Source organism: Halomonas citrativorans (assembly GCF_900163645.1).
Classification (GTDB): domain Bacteria; phylum Pseudomonadota; class Gammaproteobacteria; order Pseudomonadales; family Halomonadaceae; genus Vreelandella; species Vreelandella citrativorans.
On the sequence record NZ_FUKM01000011.1, the window covers coordinates 57,799 to 74,072 of the forward strand.

Sequence of the window (16,274 nt, forward strand, 5' to 3'; positions counted from 1 at the left end):
TAAGTCAGCCTCAACGTTCGTTGATATTCAGCTCTTCGAGCGTCACGTGATGGTTGGTGAATACACAGATGTCACCGGCAATTTGGAGCGATTTTTCGGTGATTTCACGCGCGGAAAGCTCGGTATTCTCAAGTAGCGCTCGGGCGCTTGCCTGGGCAAAGTTGCCGCCTGAGCCAATCGCGATAATGCCGCGTTCAGGCTCAACTACATCGCCGTTGCCGGTAATGATCAGCGAGGCGCTGTGGTCAGCGACGGCAAGCAACGCTTCCAGCCGGCGCAGGGCACGGTCGGTGCGCCAGTCTTTGGCTAGCTCAACGGCCGCCTTGGTCAAGTGACCCTGATACTTTTCAAGCTGGGCTTCAAAGCGCTCAAACAGCGTAAATGCGTCAGCGGTGCCGCCCGCAAAACCGGCGAGCACTTTGCCACGGTAGAGGCGACGCACCTTGCTGGCGTTGCCTTTCATCACGGTGTTGCCAAGTGATACCTGGCCGTCGCCTGCCAGGGCAACCTGATTACCGCGACGTACGGATACGATAGTGGTCATGGAGATAACTCCTTGGGGGAGGCGTGCTCCCGATAACTGAACGGCCGCTTAAACGATGATAGAGCGACCGCCTATAAAAGACGATGAACAATAAAGTGCGGGCGGCTGATAAAAAATCAACCGCCCGCTGGGTAACGCCTACCGCTTTATTCGTTTGAGACCCGGTTCTTAAAATCAGTTTTGCAGCTGTATCAACAAGGGTTCAATGCCTTGCGTGGTCATTAAATCCTGAGCGCGGTTCAACTCGCGTGTGTCTTCGTAAGGGCCTACCTGGACACGGTGCCACGTATCGCCGCCCGCTTGCACTTCGCTGATTTGCGCCAGTAGGCTTAAGTTGCGTAACCGGCTGCGTAGTTGCTCGGCATCGCTTAGCTCACGAAACGAAGCGGCCTGCAATACGTAGCGATTAGGCGCGCTGGTGCTGGCGGGGGCTGCCGGCTGCGCGGTACTTGTCTGCTCTTCTGGTCGCGTGTTGGCCGCAATCACCTGAGCGATAGGGTCGTCAGTTGATGATGTTTGTGTCGAGGCGCTCTCGGCGTCTTGTACATCAACTTGCTCGGCAACTTCTGGGCGGGTAACGCTTGAAGGAAGCGTTACACCTGGGGCTATGACCTCGGTTTCAGGCAGCAAGGTATAGAACTCGAACGTGGGCATCGAGGGTTCGCTTGCGGTTTCGTTTTCCCTGGCGGCTGCACGCTCGGCACTTTCGGGTTTGGAGAGTACCGTTGCCTGCGGCTGGTCACTTGGCGTGTTCTGCCAGGGCGCCGTGCCGTGCTGGTGCTGAGCAAGGAAAAAGCCTGCGGCCAAACCGGCAAGACCCCATAGCCACCCCGGCAGGCGAAATCCTCTGCCTTTGGAAGAGCGAGGGGCTTTACGCTGCGAGGTAGCGCCCTGGCGAGAGCGGGCAGGCTTTTTGCGCGGGCTGGCCATGGCTTACATCTCCTCGGGGGCGCTAACGCCCATCAAGTCCAGGCCATTACGCAGTACCTGACGGGTTGCCAGACCCAGCGAGAGACGCACGTTACGCAGCGTATCGTCTTCGACCATGACTTTGACCGCGTTGTAGCAGGTATGGAAATCCCCCGCCAGGTCCAGTAGATACTGCGCCACTTGCTGCGGTTCGCGGTTTTTCGCCGCGTTTTGAACCACTTCTGGGTAGCGCGCCAGGCGGTTAAGCACGGCTTTTTCCTGATCGCTGTCCAGCAGCGCGAGGTTGGCAAGCGCCAAGGCATGATCAAAAGGCTGGCCCGCTGCCTCAGTTTTACGCAGCATGCTGCTTACGCGCGCGTGGGCGTACTGAATGTAGTACACCGGGTTGTCGTTGGACTGTGAGCGCGCCAGGTCAATATCGAAAGTTAGCTGTGAGTCGGCGCGGCGTGCAGCGAGGAAGAAGCGCGTGGCATCACGGCCCACTTCATCAATTAGGTCGCGCACCGTAACGTAGCTGCCTGCCCGTTTGGAGAGTTTTACTTCAACGCCAGAGCGCGTGACCATCACCATCTGGTGCAGTACGTAGTCGGGCCAGCCTTTGGGGATGCCCACTTCCAGCGCTTGAAGGCCCGCTCGCACACGGGTAACGGTCGAATGGTGGTCGGCCCCCTGCTCGTTAATGACGGTGGTAAAGCCGCGCTGCCATTTATCCAGGTGGTAAGCAACGTCGGGCAGGAAGTAGGTATAGCCGCCTTCACGCTTGCGCATGACGCGGTCTTTGTCATCGCCAAAGTCAGTGGTACGCAGCCACATGGCGCCATCTTCTTCATAGGTGTGGCCGTTGGCGACGAGTTTTGCAACCGCTTCGTTGACCTTGCCGTCCTGATAAAGCGATGACTCCAGGAAGTACACGTCAAATTCAACGCCGAAGGCCTTGAGGTCCAGATCCTGTTCGCGGCGCAGCCAAGCAACGGCAAACTCCTGAATGGCGTCCAGGTCATCAGCGTCTGCCTTGGCGGTTACTTCGCGATCATCAGCGGTAACCGTTTTGCCCGCCAGGTAGTCGTTGGCGACATCGGTAATGTATTCGCCGCGATAGCCGTCTTCCGGCCAGCTTTCATCATCAGGGCCCAGGTTTTTGGCGCGCGCCTGTACCGAGCGGGCCAGGTTGGCAATCTGCGCGCCTGCATCGTTGTAGTAAAACTCACGCGTGACATCGTAACCGGTTGCTTCCAGCAGGCGGCACAAGCAGTCGCCAATCGCGGCACCTCGGCCGTGGCCTACATGTAACGGGCCTGTTGGGTTGGCCGATACAAATTCGACCTGCACTTTTTCCGCCTTGCCCATCATGCTGCGGCCAAAGGCGTCGCCGCTATCCAGCACTTGCGCCACAATTTGGGCGGCGGCATCAGGGGCGGCAAAAAAGTTGATAAACCCGGGCCCAGCAATTTCGGTTTTTTGAATTGCATCGCTTTCTGGCAGCGCGGCAATCAACGTCTCGGCCAGCTCACGAGGGTTTTTACCGGCAGGCTTGGCCAGCATGAGTGCCAGGTTCGTGGCGTAATCGCCGTGCGCCTTGTCTTTGGTGGGGTCAACTTTGATGTTGGGCTGAAGGTCATCAGGCAGCACGCCTTGGTGCTTAAGCGCATCAATGGCGCCGTTGAGCAGGGAAACAATCGTGTCTTTCATTTAGGTATCCGGGTAACGTCGGTGGCGGCGTGTGCAAGTGCGCACTTACGAAGTGCATCAGCAAAGCGGCCATTATCAGCATTTGGCGCGCAGTTTCAAAGGTGTTGATGCGATCCTTGCATAAGTGCCCTTGGCAATCCTGGCTATTTTCAACGGCGGCGACGCAGGCTAGGCAAGCGTTTGAGGGTCGATATCAATCGACCAGCGCACCTTGCGCGCCTCGCGGTTGGCCTCAAGCCATTGCACCAGCCAACTGGCCGCCACGTGCAATTGACTGCGCTTATTGGCGGTCAGCATCAAGTGCATGTGGTAGCGATTTTGACGTCGCTCCATGGGCGCAGGCACGGGGCCCAAGCAGTAAGTGGTAAGGCCTGACGTTTTCAGCCACTCGCGCAGCGCTTGGCCCGCCTGTTGCGCTAAGGCAAGGGCAGCCGGTTCCTGGGGGCTTTCGATCCGTAGTAGCGCCATAAACGTGAATGGCGGCAGGTGTGCCTGGCGGCGCTCTTCCAGCAAGTTTCTCGCCAATGCTCCGTAGCCCTGTTCGGCCAGCAGCCCTAAGTGAGGGTCATCCGGATGCAGTGTTTGCACCAGTACCCGCCCCTGGTCGGCTGCACGTCCTGCGCGCCCGGCCACCTGTTCCAGCAACTGCGCGCTATGCTCCAGGGCACGGAAGTCGGCGGCGTAAAGGCCGCCGTCAGCATTCACCACAACCACCAACGTGACGTGGGGCAGATGGTGCCCCTTGGCAAGCATCTGCGTACCCACCAGCAGGCAAGGCTCGCCACGCTGAATCTCTTTTAGAATCTGCTCAAAGCTGTCTTTCTTGCGGGTGCTGTCGCGATCAATACGGTGCACGGTTACCTTGGGGAAAAGGCCCTGGAGCGTCTCTTCGGTACGCTCGGTGCCGCTTCCCTGCGCACGTAAGTCACCACTGCCGCACTCGGGGCAGGCATCCGGCAGGGCGCGACGGCTATCGCAGTGGTGGCAGGCAAGTAGCGGCGGCTGGCGGTGCAGCGTCATGCGTGAATCGCACTGGCCGCATTCCGCCATCCAGCCGCAGGCGTGGCAGGCAAGCGTCGGCGCAAAGCCGCGCCGGTTGATGAAAATCAGCACCTGCTTGCCCGCACTCAGGGTGCTTTTGATCGCTTTAATAGCACCCGGTAGCAGGCCCCCCTGGCGGCGCTGGTGGCGTAAATCAAGAAGCTCCAGCTTGGCGGGCTGATGACGGCTGGGCCGCTGAGTAAGGCGCAGGTGGCGATAACTACCGGAAAGCGCCTGCTGTAGGCTCTCAAGCGAAGGCGTGGCGCTGCCCAGCAGTAGTGGAATGCCGTGATAATGAGCGCGTGCAACGGCCAGGTCGCGGGCGTGGTAACGCAGCCCGTCGTGCTGCTTGTAAGAGCCGTCGTGCTCTTCATCGACAATGATCGCGCCTGGGTTCGCAAGCGGGGTAAAGATCGCCGAGCGCGTTCCGATGATAATCAGCGCCCGCCCGTTTGCTGCGGCTTCCCAAACGTCCAGCCGTTCGGGGTCGGTTAAGCCGGAGTGGAGTGCCACCACGGGTACTCGAAAACGGCTTCTAAAGCGCGCCAGGGTTTGCGGCGTCAGGCCGATTTCCGGCACCAGTACCAGCGACTGCTTGCCTTTGGCGGCAATCGCTTCAATCAGCTGAAGATACACTTCTGTCTTGCCGCTGCCGGTAACGCCTTCAAGCAGGCAAGGGTGGTAGCTTTCAAGCTTTTCGTGTAGCGCCGCAAGGGCGGTGGCCTGCTCACGATTGAGCGGCAGTGCCGGTGTGGCAAGCAAACTGCCACTCGGCGTCTCGGGGGCGGTCAGGGTGATTTCCTGGTGGGTGACCAGCCCCTTCTTGCCCAGTGCTAGCAGCTGGTCGCGGCTAAAGCCGTGGGCGCTGACGGCCCGCGAAGGCAGGCCGTGCGGATGTTGGCATAAAAGCGCATACAGCTCGGCTTGTTTGGGCGCTCGGCTTAAATCCGGCTGGGTATGCGTTACGGCAAACCACAGCGTTTGCGTGCGCCCAGCCATCGGGTGGCCTTGGCGCAGCCGTGCAGGCAGTGCATGGTGGAGCGTATCGCCCATGCTGTGTTGGTAGTAGCGTGCGGCAAACCGGCATAGCCACAGCCAGTCATTGGGAAGTGGCGCATCGTCCAGCGCTTCGCTGACAGCACGTAACTGGCTGCGTGGTAGTTCACTGGTGGCAGCCAGTTCAACTACCACGCCTACCACTTCGCGACGCCCAAAGGGTACGCGTACACGAAGCCCTGGCTGCCAGCCGCAAGGGGGAGTGCGGCTGGCGGGCAGGTAATCAAACAGGCGTCGGAGTGGGGACGGCAAGGCGACTTTTAGCACCTGCAAAGAAACAGTGTCAGGCAATTGGCCTCCGGCGATAAGTTTTGCTAAAATATGCGGCCGCTCTGAATCTAAACGATCAGACGGTTAACCGGTTAGTAGTTTTTCCAAACCCGTATGCGGTGCCTGGCAACGGATCAGGTGGCGGCATACCGCTTGAGAGATCATCACGATGAGACAAGGTATTCACCCGAATTACAACACGGTCACCGCTAACTGCTCTTGCGGTGCAAGCTTCCAGGTGGGCTCTACTTCTGGCCAGGATTTCTCGCTAGACGTATGCTCCAACTGCCACCCGTTCTACACGGGCAAGCAGAAGCAAGCGACCACCGGTGGCCGTGTAGAGCGCTTTAACAAGCGTTTCGGCGCTGCTGTTAAGCGCGGCTAATCCTGACGGGTCAGCCACACCGCAAGTACGTTGCGTACTTTTTGTTACGTACGTTGTACTAAGTGCTTGTGAGAAGAACCCACGCTACGGCGTGGGTTTTTTTATGGGCTAATTTTCTATAAACGCATATTTTAATGGACAAATGGCTAGGTGGAAGGGGTTTTCATAAATGCTGCCATACAGCAATAAGCAATGCGTTATAGCTAAAGTGCTTTTACATAAGATTCAGCAAATAGATGGTAAAAGTAATTAACGTGAAGGAAAAATCGCTAAAAAAAGCGTTTTCTTTTTGAGTTGACGACGCGCTTGAGGCGTCTTGAGTTTTTCTATATTCTGGAAGCACTTATATCTACTTTAGGCTAATTGGACCCTCATTATGACGGATGCAAATAAGCAGGCAGCACTGGACTATCATGCGAAACCGATTCCCGGCAAGCTATCGGTGGAGTTAACCAAGCCCACCGCAACAGCCCGGGACTTGGCACTGGCATATAGCCCTGGCGTTGCTGAGCCGGTTCGCGAAATTGCCCGCGATCCTGAAAATGCTTACCGTTATACGGGCAAGGGTAATTTGGTCGCCGTTATTACCGATGGCAGCGCCATTTTAGGCTTGGGGAATCTTGGCCCGCTGGCCAGTAAGCCGGTGATGGAAGGCAAGGGCGTGCTGTTCAAGTGTTTTGCCGGGATCAACTCGGTAGATATTGAGGTAGACGCAGAAAGCCCGCAGGCGTTTATCGACACCGTTGCCCGCATTGCCGATACCTGGGGCGGCATTAATCTTGAAGATATCAAAGCGCCCGAGTGCTTTGAGATTGAAAAAGCGCTGGTTGAGCGCTGCAATATCCCCGTCTTTCACGATGACCAGCACGGCACGGCTATTGTAACGGCCGCGGGTATGCTGAACGCGTTGGAAATCGCTGGTAAAACGATAGATAGCGTGAAGATCGTTTGCATGGGGGCCGGTGCGGCTGCTATTGCCTGCATGCGCCTACTGGTTTCTTGTGGCGCCAAAAAAGAGAACCTGGTGATGCTGGATCGCCGTGGCGTTATCCATACCGGCCGTGATGGTATCAATGAGTACAAGGCAGAGTTTGCGCTGGATACCGAAATGCGCACTCTGGATGATGCTATCGACGGCGCCGATGTGTTTATCGGTCTTTCCGGCCCGGGCTTGCTGTCGGCTGAGCAGGTTAAAAAGATGGCCGCTGACCCGGTGATTTTCGCCTGCACCAACCCGGACCCAGAAATTCATCCTGACGTTGCCCGTGAAGCGCGCCCGGATGTGATTATGGCGACCGGCCGTTCAGACTTCCCTAACCAGGTAAACAACGTGTTGGGCTTCCCGTTTATTTTCCGTGGGGCGTTGGATGTGCGCGCTACACGGATTAACGAAGCCATGAAGCTTGCCGCTGTGCATGCACTTAAGGATCTGGCCCGCGAGCCGGTTCCCGAGGAAGTGCTAAATGCCTATGAGCGTACGGAAATGAGCTTTGGTCGTGAGTACATTATCCCCACGCCGGTCGATATTCGCTTGCTGGAGCGCGTTTCTTCCGCAGTGGCTCAGGCGGCAGTAGATTCAGGCGTGGCGCGCAAACCGTACCCGGCTCACTACCCCCTCAAAACGATCAATGAGGCTTATGGCCAGTGATGTTTCGGGTGTTTAACACGCCGGTTTGATGGCTTCTTTCAACGCCCGCACTTGCTGCGGGCGTTGTGCTTTTAAGGGGCGGTTTCTAAAGGCTTTTGTACGAAGCTTAGCGAATCGGCGCGTCATGCATGCGTGTCAGCCCTTCTTGGGCGGTAGAGGCAATTAAGCGGCCATCACGGCGATAGATATGACCGCGTGCCAGGCCTCGCGAGTTGCCTGCCCAAGGGGAATCAATCACGTATAAAAGCCACTCATCCAGCCGTGCGTCCTCATGGAGCCATAGCGCGTGGTCAAGGCTTGCGATACGCAGTTTTGGGTCAGTGAACTGAATGCCGTGGGGCAGTAGGCTGGTGGTCAGTAGATTGAAATCAGAGGCGTAGGAGAGCAAGTGCCGGTGCAGGGCGGGGGCATCAGGCAGCGTGCCTGCAAAGCGAAACCATAAACACTGCCCGGCCGGGTCGCCGCTATCCGGATTGCCTTTAATATGTAAAAACTCGATAGGGTGGCCCGGAAAACGTGAGTGCTTGGCGGCGCCGCTCTCAATCAAGGCTTCCGGCGACTCGACATGGGGCATGGCGCGCTGGTGATGAAAACCTTCTTCAGGGCTGTGAAACGACGCGCTACAGAAGAAGATCGGTCGGCCTTTTTGAATCGCCGTAACGCGGCGCGTGGTAAAGCTCCCGCCATCGCGTACGTTATCCACCTGATAGACCACTGGGCGGTGCGGGTCGCCAGGGCGAAGAAAGTAACCGTGTTGAGAGTGCGGATGACGCTCAGCAGGTACTGTACGTGAGGCCGCCGCGAGCGCTTGACCAAGCACCTGTCCACCATAAAGCTGAGGAAAGCCCAGGTCCTGGCTTTGCCCTCGAAAGAGTGTCTCTTCGAGGACTTCAAGCTCAAGCAGGTTTACTAACGTATTCAGCGCGTCGGTCATTCCAGGTATCCTTGGTGCTATCTATTGTTGCCCATAGTGGCGGATATCACATACGGCGAGGCCGCCGTTGCTACCATCATTTTGCTACCTTAGCGGAGTTTGCCTTGATACGCAGCGATGAATTTTACATGCACCGCGCCCTTGAACAGGCGCATTTGGCGGCTGAGGCGGGTGAAGTGCCGGTAGGGGCCGTAGTGGTGAATAGCGAAGGAGAGATTCTCGCCGCTGCCCACAATGCGCCGGTGCTTAGCTGTGACCCTAGCGGCCATGCGGAAATTCGTGCCCTGCGTGAAGCCGGGCAGCAGAGTGCCAACTACCGGCTGGAAGGGTGTACGCTGTATGTCACGTTGGAGCCGTGCATGATGTGCGCGGGCGCCATTGTGCATGCACGCCTAAAGCGTTTGGTTTATGGCGCTGCTGAGCCTCGTACCGGTATGGTGGAGTCCAAGGCTAACCTGCTGGCCCAACCGTGGTTTAATCACCATGTGGAGGTGACGGCGGGCGTGCTGGCGCCATCGGCCAGCAAGTTATTAAAAGCGTTTTTTGCAGCAAGGCGCTAGCGTGTTTTATAGCTCTCTGGCGTGTCAAGAAACCGCGGGATAAACGGCCACGCACAATGAGTGGCAGAGCAAAGGCTTGGAGTGCGTTAACGTGGTTATATCATAGTGGTGATATGACTGCGTAGTGGCTCATGCCCCCGCCTCAGCCTGCGTAAGCGTCGCGTGCTTTAATGCGACCAGGTCAGCGCTGCCGGTACAAAAACAGGCAACGCGCAGCTGCTCAATGAGCGTTTGAAAGTGCTCAATAACGGCATCGCTTGAGGTGGTGGCACTGCTCAGCACCGCCGCGGCTTGACCTACCAGATGAGCGCCTAAACCGAGCGCTTTAGCCGCATCAATACCGCTGGCAACCCCACCTGAAGCGATCAGCGGCATACCGGGCAGTGCCTGGCGCAAATCGTGTAGTGCTTGTGAGGTGGGGATTCCCCAGTCGGCGAAGGCCATGGCGATGGCACGCGCTTGAGGTGTGCTGGCGCGCTCGCCTTCAACTGCCGCCCAACTGGTGCCACCCGCACCCGCAACGTCCAGCATCGCCACGCCTGCTTCGGCAAGTTGGCGACCCACAGAAACAGAAAGCCCAGCCCCAACTTCCTTGACCACCACAGGCACTTCCAGTGCGGCAACGGTGCGCTCAATGGCGGTGAGTATGCCTCGCCAATCGCGATCTCCACCTGTTTGTAGCGCTTCCTGTAGCGGGTTGAGATGAATAATGAGTGCGTTAGCTTCGATCATATCGACCGCGCGTCGGGCATAATCAAGCCCGCGTTCGCCTTTAATTTGGGCGGCTCCCAGGTTGGCCAGCAATGGGATGTCGGGAGCAATTCGGCGCAGTTCGCTCGTGAGGCCCCAGTTGGCTTCGCCTTCAATGGCCACGCGTTGTGAACCCACGCCCATGGCAAGGCCCAGCGTTTGAGCGGCCTCTGCCAAGTGCCGGTTGATATCCTTGGCTCGATTCGCTCCGCCGGTCATCGAACTGATGAGGATGGGCGCTTTTAGAGGTTGCCCGAACAGGTAAGTCCCCAGATCAATATCATCCAGGTTTAATTCCGGCAGCGCACAATGCTCAAAGCGCCAGTGTTCAAAACCTGGACGAAGGGTACCGACGGCCTGGCGTGGGTGTAGCACGATATCCAGATGGTCGTTCTTACGCTGCGTCAGTTCAGTGTCTTTCATCGTCACTCCCTTGAACCTGAATCTGGCGGAAGCCGCCTGCCAAGTAGGAAACAGTACGTGGTCGGTTAGCTGATGGCTGTGCATGCCTTCCGGCGAAGTCATTAATGGTTTTTGATGTAACCAACTCTTATCTATCTACCCCGTTTCTATTGGTTTAACCAGACATGGCCAACTGCTTATCCAACCAGGTTGGCATAAAGTACTGAGGTACAATGCCTTGGTCGCAGGCGCAGGATAAACGCTTGTAATCGCCAGTACGTTTTTACCTGCTATTTGAAAAGCGTAATCCAAACACCAGAAATTTTCTTTAACCACGAAGGGCAACGTGGGCTCGAGCTGGAAGGCTCTGTAGTGAGGCTATTGATTCAACGGCGGAATTAACTCAAATGGCAGTAGGAGAGAACCGCCGGTTGCGGTTTGACCTAACTGGAAAAATTGCTGACGGCTGTGCTCAACGTACTCAAGCATCTCATAGTAGCGCCGGATGTTGCGCACATAAATGACCGGCTCACCACCACGCGCATAGCCGTGGCGCGTTTGGCTATGCCACTCCTGTTGCTGTAACAGGGGAAGCGCCTCGCGAACATCTTGCCAACGGTTGGGGTCCCCACCGAGCTCTTCGGTAATTTTACGTGCATCGTAAAGGTGACCAAGGCCAACATTGTAGGCCGCCATGGCCATATAAAGACGATCATCTCCGGTAATGCTTTCAGGCAGGCGGTCTTTTAGGCTGCGCAGGTAGCGGGCGCCGCCATCAATGCTTTGCGCCGCGTCTCGGCGGTTATCCACACCCATTTCGCTGGCGGTAGGGTGGGTGAGCATCATAACGCCTCGCACGCCGGTGGGTGACACCGCTTCCGCGTCCCAGTGGGATTCCTGATAACCCACTGCCGCCAGCAGTTTCCAGTCAAAACCTGTGTCACGTGCCGCCTGTTTAAACAGGTCGGCAAACTGGGGTAAACGTGCATCCAGGTGCGTTAAAAAGGTGCGTGTACCCACGTACTCTAAATAATCGTCATGGCCAAAGTAGCGGTTAACCAGGTGGTCGAGCGTGCCATTTTCCTGAAGGGTTTGTAGGAAGTCATTGGCGGCTTCTAGTAGTCCTAAACCGCGGCCGCGAGGAAGCGCCCATACCATGGAAAGCGGGTCGCCCATTAAAAAGCCGCGCTCTACATTGGGGAAAAAGAGTCGGTTAAGCCGGAACTGATGATCAAAAATAACCGCTGCGTCCAGCACGCCGCTCTCGACCTGGACAAGCAGTTCATCGACATCCAGCTCGTGAGACTCTTTCCAGCTTAAGTCAGCGTAGTCGCGCTGCAACTCACGCAGCGCTTCGCTGGTACCTGCCTGGCTTAGCGTGCCAATCTCAAGGCCTACCAGGTCGCTGGGTGCCTTTATGCCGTGTAAACCGCGCCGGTACACCAGCAGTGGTTGCATTTGAATGATGGGGCGGGTGTAGTGCACATCGGATGCGTCAGGGAGTAGAGGCAGGGCGGCAGCGCCAAAATCGCCCTGTTCACGCACGGCCGACAATACGCTTTCAGGGTGATGTTTGGCGTTGAGGTTGAGGCTTACTCCCAAATACTCGGCAAACTGATGCATCAGCTCATACTCAAACCCAGTGGGTCCTTGGCGGCCTTCGTAGTAGGTCGTGGGCGTGTTGCGCGTTTGAGCCGTGATAAAATCTTTTGCCTGGATATGCGTTAAATGCTCACCATGTGGCACCTTGGGCAACGTGGGCGCAAGCACCAATAAGGTGATGATAAATAAGGTTAAATAAAGGCGAGTGTGCGCTAAAAAATGGGCATAAATCAATGTCGGCATAAGGTCTTGTCGGCATGAAACAGGCAGCCACAATACCCAGCCATCGCCATGCTGTCACCTTGTTGATTTCGTGTGGCCGCCGCTTTCCAGTATCATAGGGCTCAATGAGTGTCATTTAAGGGGTCGCCTAGCGGCCTGCTATTTCCCTGCACGAATTCTCCCTGCTCTAGAGGCTTCAGGATATGCTCGAATTGCGAGGCGCGCCCGCCCTTTCTACCTTCCGTCATACACGGTTGCTAACGGTGCTGCGTGAACGTGTTCCCGAGGTGGAGGCGCTGTCTGCCCACTATGTTCATTTGATTGACCACCGTGAAGAACTCAGTGATGCCTCTCACGAGCGTTTGGCGCAACTGTTGGATTACGGCACCCCTACCCATGCCGAGATACCTGCCGACGCTAAACGTTTTCTGGTCGTACCGCGGTTGGGTACCCAGTCGCCCTGGTCATCAAAAGCGACGGATATTGCGCATAACTGTGGGCTGTCGGGCATTCGCCGCATAGAGCGTGGCGTTGATTATCGGGTAGGGTTTAGCCGTGCGCCCAGCGAAGAGAGCTTGGCTGCGCTGATGGCGCTGCTGCACGACCGAATGACCGAAACCGTGCTTAATGACGCGGCTGAAGCGGCGGCGCTATTTGCTCACCACGACCCGGCACCGCTGGGTAGCGTGGATATTTTAAACAGCGGACGCGATGCGCTGGTAACCGCTAACCGTGAGTTGGGTTTGGCGCTTGCCGATGACGAAGTCGACTACCTGGTTGATGCCTTTAACGAGCTTCAGCGCAACCCCACCGACATTGAGCTAATGATGTTCGCCCAGGCGAACTCTGAGCACTGCCGACATAAAATCTTCAACGCGGACTGGATCATTGACGGCGAGCCGCAAACCCATTCGCTGTTCAAGATGATCAAGAACACCTTTGCAACCTCTCCTGAAAACGTCTTGTCAGCCTATAGCGATAACGCCGCCGTTATCAAAGGCAGCCAGGCGGGTCGTTTTTATCCCACGCCGCTGACCGGTGCTGAGGGAGAGCGTGCGCTGTACGGGACGCATCAGGAGCCGATTCACATTCTGATGAAGGTGGAAACCCATAACCATCCCACCGCGATAGCACCGTTCCCCGGTGCGGCGACAGGCTCGGGTGGTGAGATTCGCGATGAAGGTGCCACCGGTATCGGCGGTAAGCCCAAAGCGGGCCTTTCCGGTTTTACCGTTTCCAACCTGCGTATCCCCGAGTTTGTACAGCCTTGGGAAGCGTTTGATTATGGCAAGCCCGAGCGCATGCAGTCCGCCCTTGCCATCATGCTGGAAGGCCCGATTGGCGGCGCGGCGTTTAATAACGAGTTTGGCCGCCCAAACCTTACCGGTTACTTCCGTACCTATGAGCAGGACACCCTCAACGAGGGCGGTATTGAGCGTCGAGGTTTCCACAAGCCGATCATGCTGGCGGGTGGTTACGGCAATATTCGCGCCCAGCACGTTCAAAAGGGCGATATTCCTGTCGGCGGTAAGCTGATTGTGATGGGTGGCCCAGCGATGTTGATCGGCCTGGGCGGCGGCGCGGCCTCCAGCATGTCTTCTGGCACCTCAAGTGCCGACCTGGACTTTGCTTCGGTACAGCGTGAAAACCCGGAAATCGAGCGACGCGCTCAGGAAGTGATTGACCGCTGCTGGGCGATGGGGGACAAAAACCCGATCTGCTTTATCCACGATGTGGGGGCGGGTGGTCTTTCCAACGCGCTGCCGGAGCTTGTTAAAGACGGCAACCGGGGTGGGCTGTTCGATTTACGTGCGGTGCCTAATGCTGAGCCGGGTATGAGCCCGCTTGAAATCTGGTGTAACGAAGCGCAGGAGCGCTACGTGCTGGCCGTTGCGGCTGAGGACCTGGCAACGTTTGATGCGCTGTGTAAGCGCGAGCGTTGCCCCTATGCGGTGGTGGGTGAAGCGCAGGCTGACCACCACCTTGAAGTGCGCGATGGCCACTTCAACAGCAAGCCGATTGACCTGCCCATGAGCGTGCTGTTCGGTAAAGCGCCGAAAATGCAGCGCAGCTTTGAGCGCCATGCGCCAGAGCTTTCCGGTGTAATGCTGGATAATCTCGACCTGCGTGAGGCGCTTGATCGCGTCCTACGCCTGCCCGCCGTGGCCTCCAAGAGCTTCTTGATTACCATTGGCGACCGCTCAATTACAGGCCAGGTGGCGCGTGACCAAATGGTCGGCCCTTGGCAGGTGCCGGTTGCAGATGTAGCGGTCACAACGGCCAGTTATGACACCCATGCCGGTGAAGCGATGGCGATGGGGGAGCGTCCGCCGGTTGCCTTGATTAACCCCGCCGCCAGCGCACGCCTGGCGGTTGCCGAGGCGATTACGAATCTCGCGGCAGCGCCCATTGCCAAGCTAAGCGATATCAAGCTTTCTGCTAACTGGATGAGCGCCGCTGATCACCCTGGCGAAAACCAGGCGCTTTATGATGCGGTTCACGCGGTGGGGATGGAGCTTTGCCCGGCGTTAGGTATTGCGGTGCCGGTCGGCAAAGACTCCATGTCGATGCGTACGTCCTGGCAGGATGTGAGTGACCAAGGGGATAGCGAAGAGAAAAGCGTTACATCACCGCTGTCAGTGGTGATTACCGGCTTCGCGCCTGTGACTGACGCGATGGCAACCCTGACGCCACAGATCAACCTGGATCAAGATGAGTCGGATCTTATTCTGATCGACCTGGGGAACGGTCAAAACCGCTTGGGCGGCTCTGCGCTGGCGCAGGTATATGGTCAGGTAGGCGATACCTGCCCGGATGTCGACGACCCAGAAGATATCAAAGCCTTCTTTGAGGTGATTCAGGGGCTTAATCGTGACGGTAAGCTGCTGGCGTACCATGACCGTAGCGATGGCGGCTTGTTGGTCACGCTGTTGGAAATGGCCTTTGCGGCGCACGCCGGCCTTGAGATCAAGCTTGACTGGATGATCGACGAGCCCGTTGAGGCGCTTAATGCGCTGTTCTCGGAAGAGTTGGGTGCGGTGATTCAGGTCAACCGCGAACACACCGAAGAGGTGTTAGCGCAATTTGCAGTAGCGGGTATTGAAACCTGTGGCGTTATCGCCCGGCCGCGTTACGACGACCAGGTGCGAGTAACTCTGTTTGAAGAGCCGCTGCTGGAAACCACGCGCCAACTGACACAGCGTACCTGGTCTGAAACCAGCTATCGCCTGCAGGCACTGCGTGATAATCCCGAGTGCGCTAAAAACGAGTTCGACAACCTGCTCGATACGCGTGACCCTGGCCTCTCGGCGACGCCCACGTTTGATATTAATGAGGATGTCAGCGCGCCGTTTATCAATATGGCCAAGCCCGCTGTTGCGGTACTGCGTGAGCAGGGCGTTAATGGCCAGGTCGAGATGGGCTGGGCGTTTGATAAAGCCGGCTTTGAAGCCATTGATGTTCACATGAGTGACATTCTGGAAGGCCGTGTTGCTCTTGATGAGTTCAAAGGGCTCGTTGCCTGTGGCGGTTTCTCTTACGGCGATGTGCTAGGTGCGGGTGGTGGTTGGGCGAAATCCGTGCTGTTTAACGAGCGGGCACGCGATCAGTTTGCCGCCTTCTTTACCCGCGAAGACAGCTTCTCGCTGGGCGTGTGTAACGGATGCCAGATGCTTTCGCAGTTGAAGTCATTGATTCCAGGTGCTGAAAACTGGCCAGGCTTTGTGCGTAACGAGTCCGAGCAGTTTGAGGCGCGGGTAGCCATGCTGCGCGTTGAAAAAACGCCCTCGGTTCTACTGGCCGGCATGGAAGGTTCCCTGCTGCCTATTGCGGTGGCCCATGGGGAAGGGCGTGCTGAGTTCCGCGATACTGCGCACCTGCGTAGCATGCAATCCAGCAATCAGATTGCGCTTCGTTACATTGATAACTATGGGCAGGTGACCACGCGCTATCCGGCTAACCCTAACGGTTCGCCGTCAGGTATCACCGGGTTAACCACCTCCGATGGCCGCGTCACGATCATGATGCCTCATCCGGAGCGCGTTACCCGCGCGGTAACCAACTCCTGGCGTCCGGCAGAGTGGACAGAAGATGGTGCCTGGCTGCGCATGTTCCGCAACGCGCGTGTTTGGGTCGGTTAATATCTCACGCCGTTAAGCCATGCGTAACACATAACGGCGGCCCTTGGGCCGCCGTTATGGCTAACGCTGTTCTTGGCTGCTCTTGCCCGCTTGAGCCAGCAA

Annotated in this window: 11 protein-coding genes; 4 read left to right on the forward strand and 7 right to left on the reverse strand. The window is 57.2% G+C overall.

Translation table 11 applies throughout. The annotated features are described in order from the left end of the window. Positions 1-10: 10 nt before the first annotated feature. The 4 genes from hslV to CZ787_RS02745 all read right to left on the reverse strand — a co-directional run bounded on the left by hslV (position 11) and on the right by CZ787_RS02745 (position 5,551). A complete protein-coding gene (gene hslV, locus CZ787_RS02730) occupies positions 11-544 on the reverse strand; it encodes an ATP-dependent protease subunit HslV (RefSeq protein ID WP_018918810.1) in 534 nt (177 codons plus the stop codon). Positions 545-718: 174 nt separating this feature from the next. Next, the gene (locus CZ787_RS02735) at positions 719-1,474 is read right to left on the reverse strand and encodes an SPOR domain-containing protein (RefSeq protein ID WP_087105927.1); all 756 of its coding nucleotides are present in this window, start codon (positions 1,472-1,474) and stop codon (positions 719-721) included. A 3-nt stretch (positions 1,475-1,477) separates the two neighbouring features. Continuing rightward, a complete protein-coding gene (argS, locus tag CZ787_RS02740) occupies positions 1,478-3,163 on the reverse strand; it encodes an arginine--tRNA ligase (RefSeq protein WP_087105930.1) in 1,686 nt (561 codons plus the stop codon). A 168-nt stretch (positions 3,164-3,331) separates the two neighbouring features. Further along, positions 3,332-5,551 carry a primosomal protein N' gene (locus CZ787_RS02745; protein ID WP_087105932.1) on the reverse strand — a complete coding sequence of 740 codons (2,220 nt, stop codon included), beginning with the start codon at positions 5,549-5,551 and terminating at the stop codon, positions 3,332-3,334. A gap of 148 nt (positions 5,552-5,699) precedes the next feature. Between CZ787_RS02745 and rpmE the strand changes: the two genes are divergently transcribed. After that, on the forward strand, positions 5,700-5,915 hold the full coding sequence (gene rpmE, locus CZ787_RS02750) for a 50S ribosomal protein L31 (RefSeq protein ID WP_087105934.1): 216 nt from the start codon (positions 5,700-5,702) through the stop codon (positions 5,913-5,915). A 376-nt stretch (positions 5,916-6,291) separates the two neighbouring features. Continuing rightward, positions 6,292-7,563: a malic enzyme-like NAD(P)-binding protein gene (locus CZ787_RS02755; protein WP_087105936.1), complete on the forward strand. Its 1,272-nt coding sequence runs from the start codon at positions 6,292-6,294 to the stop codon at positions 7,561-7,563. A gap of 106 nt (positions 7,564-7,669) precedes the next feature. On the opposite strand, the gene CZ787_RS02760 is transcribed toward CZ787_RS02755, so the two are convergent. Next, positions 7,670-8,497, reverse strand: coding sequence for an acyl-CoA thioesterase (locus CZ787_RS02760; protein WP_087105938.1), 828 nt, complete (start codon positions 8,495-8,497; stop codon positions 7,670-7,672). A 107-nt stretch (positions 8,498-8,604) separates the two neighbouring features. On the opposite strand from CZ787_RS02760, the gene tadA reads away from it, so the two are divergent. Beyond that, positions 8,605-9,057 (forward strand): tRNA adenosine(34) deaminase TadA, encoded by a 453-nt coding sequence (tadA, locus tag CZ787_RS02765; protein ID WP_217883834.1) that lies wholly within the window; start codon positions 8,605-8,607, stop codon positions 9,055-9,057. A gap of 129 nt (positions 9,058-9,186) precedes the next feature. Here the strand turns inward: tadA and fni are convergent, their stop codons facing one another. After that, positions 9,187-10,230: a type 2 isopentenyl-diphosphate Delta-isomerase gene (gene fni, locus CZ787_RS02770; RefSeq protein WP_087105940.1), complete on the reverse strand. Its 1,044-nt coding sequence runs from the start codon at positions 10,228-10,230 to the stop codon at positions 9,187-9,189. 357 nt (positions 10,231-10,587) lie between these two features. Beyond that, positions 10,588-12,054 (reverse strand): membrane-bound lytic murein transglycosylase MltF, encoded by a 1,467-nt coding sequence (mltF, locus tag CZ787_RS02775; protein ID WP_087105942.1) that lies wholly within the window; start codon positions 12,052-12,054, stop codon positions 10,588-10,590. A gap of 182 nt (positions 12,055-12,236) precedes the next feature. Here mltF and purL point away from each other — a divergent pair, with 182 nt between their 5' ends. Continuing rightward, entirely contained in the window at positions 12,237-16,172 is a 3,936-nt protein-coding gene (gene purL / locus CZ787_RS02780) for a phosphoribosylformylglycinamidine synthase (protein WP_087105944.1), read from the forward strand. The last annotated feature ends 102 nt before the right edge of the window (positions 16,173-16,274 follow it).

What these genes read in the sequence shown, in the direction of transcription:
- fni (WP_087105940.1), bottom strand. Translation starts at nt 10,230, where the DNA reads ATGAAAGACACTGAACTGACGCAGCGTAAGAACGACCATCTGGATATC.
- CZ787_RS02755 (WP_087105936.1), top strand. Translation starts at nt 6,292, where the DNA reads ATGACGGATGCAAATAAGCAGGCAGCACTGGACTATCATGCGAAACCG.
- CZ787_RS02760 (WP_087105938.1), bottom strand. Translation starts at nt 8,497, where the DNA reads ATGACCGACGCGCTGAATACGTTAGTAAACCTGCTTGAGCTTGAAGTC.
- hslV (WP_018918810.1), bottom strand. Translation starts at nt 544, where the DNA reads ATGACCACTATCGTATCCGTACGTCGCGGTAATCAGGTTGCCCTGGCA.
- purL (WP_087105944.1), top strand. Translation starts at nt 12,237, where the DNA reads ATGCTCGAATTGCGAGGCGCGCCCGCCCTTTCTACCTTCCGTCATACA.
- rpmE (WP_087105934.1), top strand. Translation starts at nt 5,700, where the DNA reads ATGAGACAAGGTATTCACCCGAATTACAACACGGTCACCGCTAACTGC.
- mltF (WP_087105942.1), bottom strand. Translation starts at nt 12,054, where the DNA reads ATGCCGACATTGATTTATGCCCATTTTTTAGCGCACACTCGCCTTTAT.
- argS (WP_087105930.1), bottom strand. Translation starts at nt 3,163, where the DNA reads ATGAAAGACACGATTGTTTCCCTGCTCAACGGCGCCATTGATGCGCTT.
- CZ787_RS02735 (WP_087105927.1), bottom strand. Translation starts at nt 1,474, where the DNA reads ATGGCCAGCCCGCGCAAAAAGCCTGCCCGCTCTCGCCAGGGCGCTACC.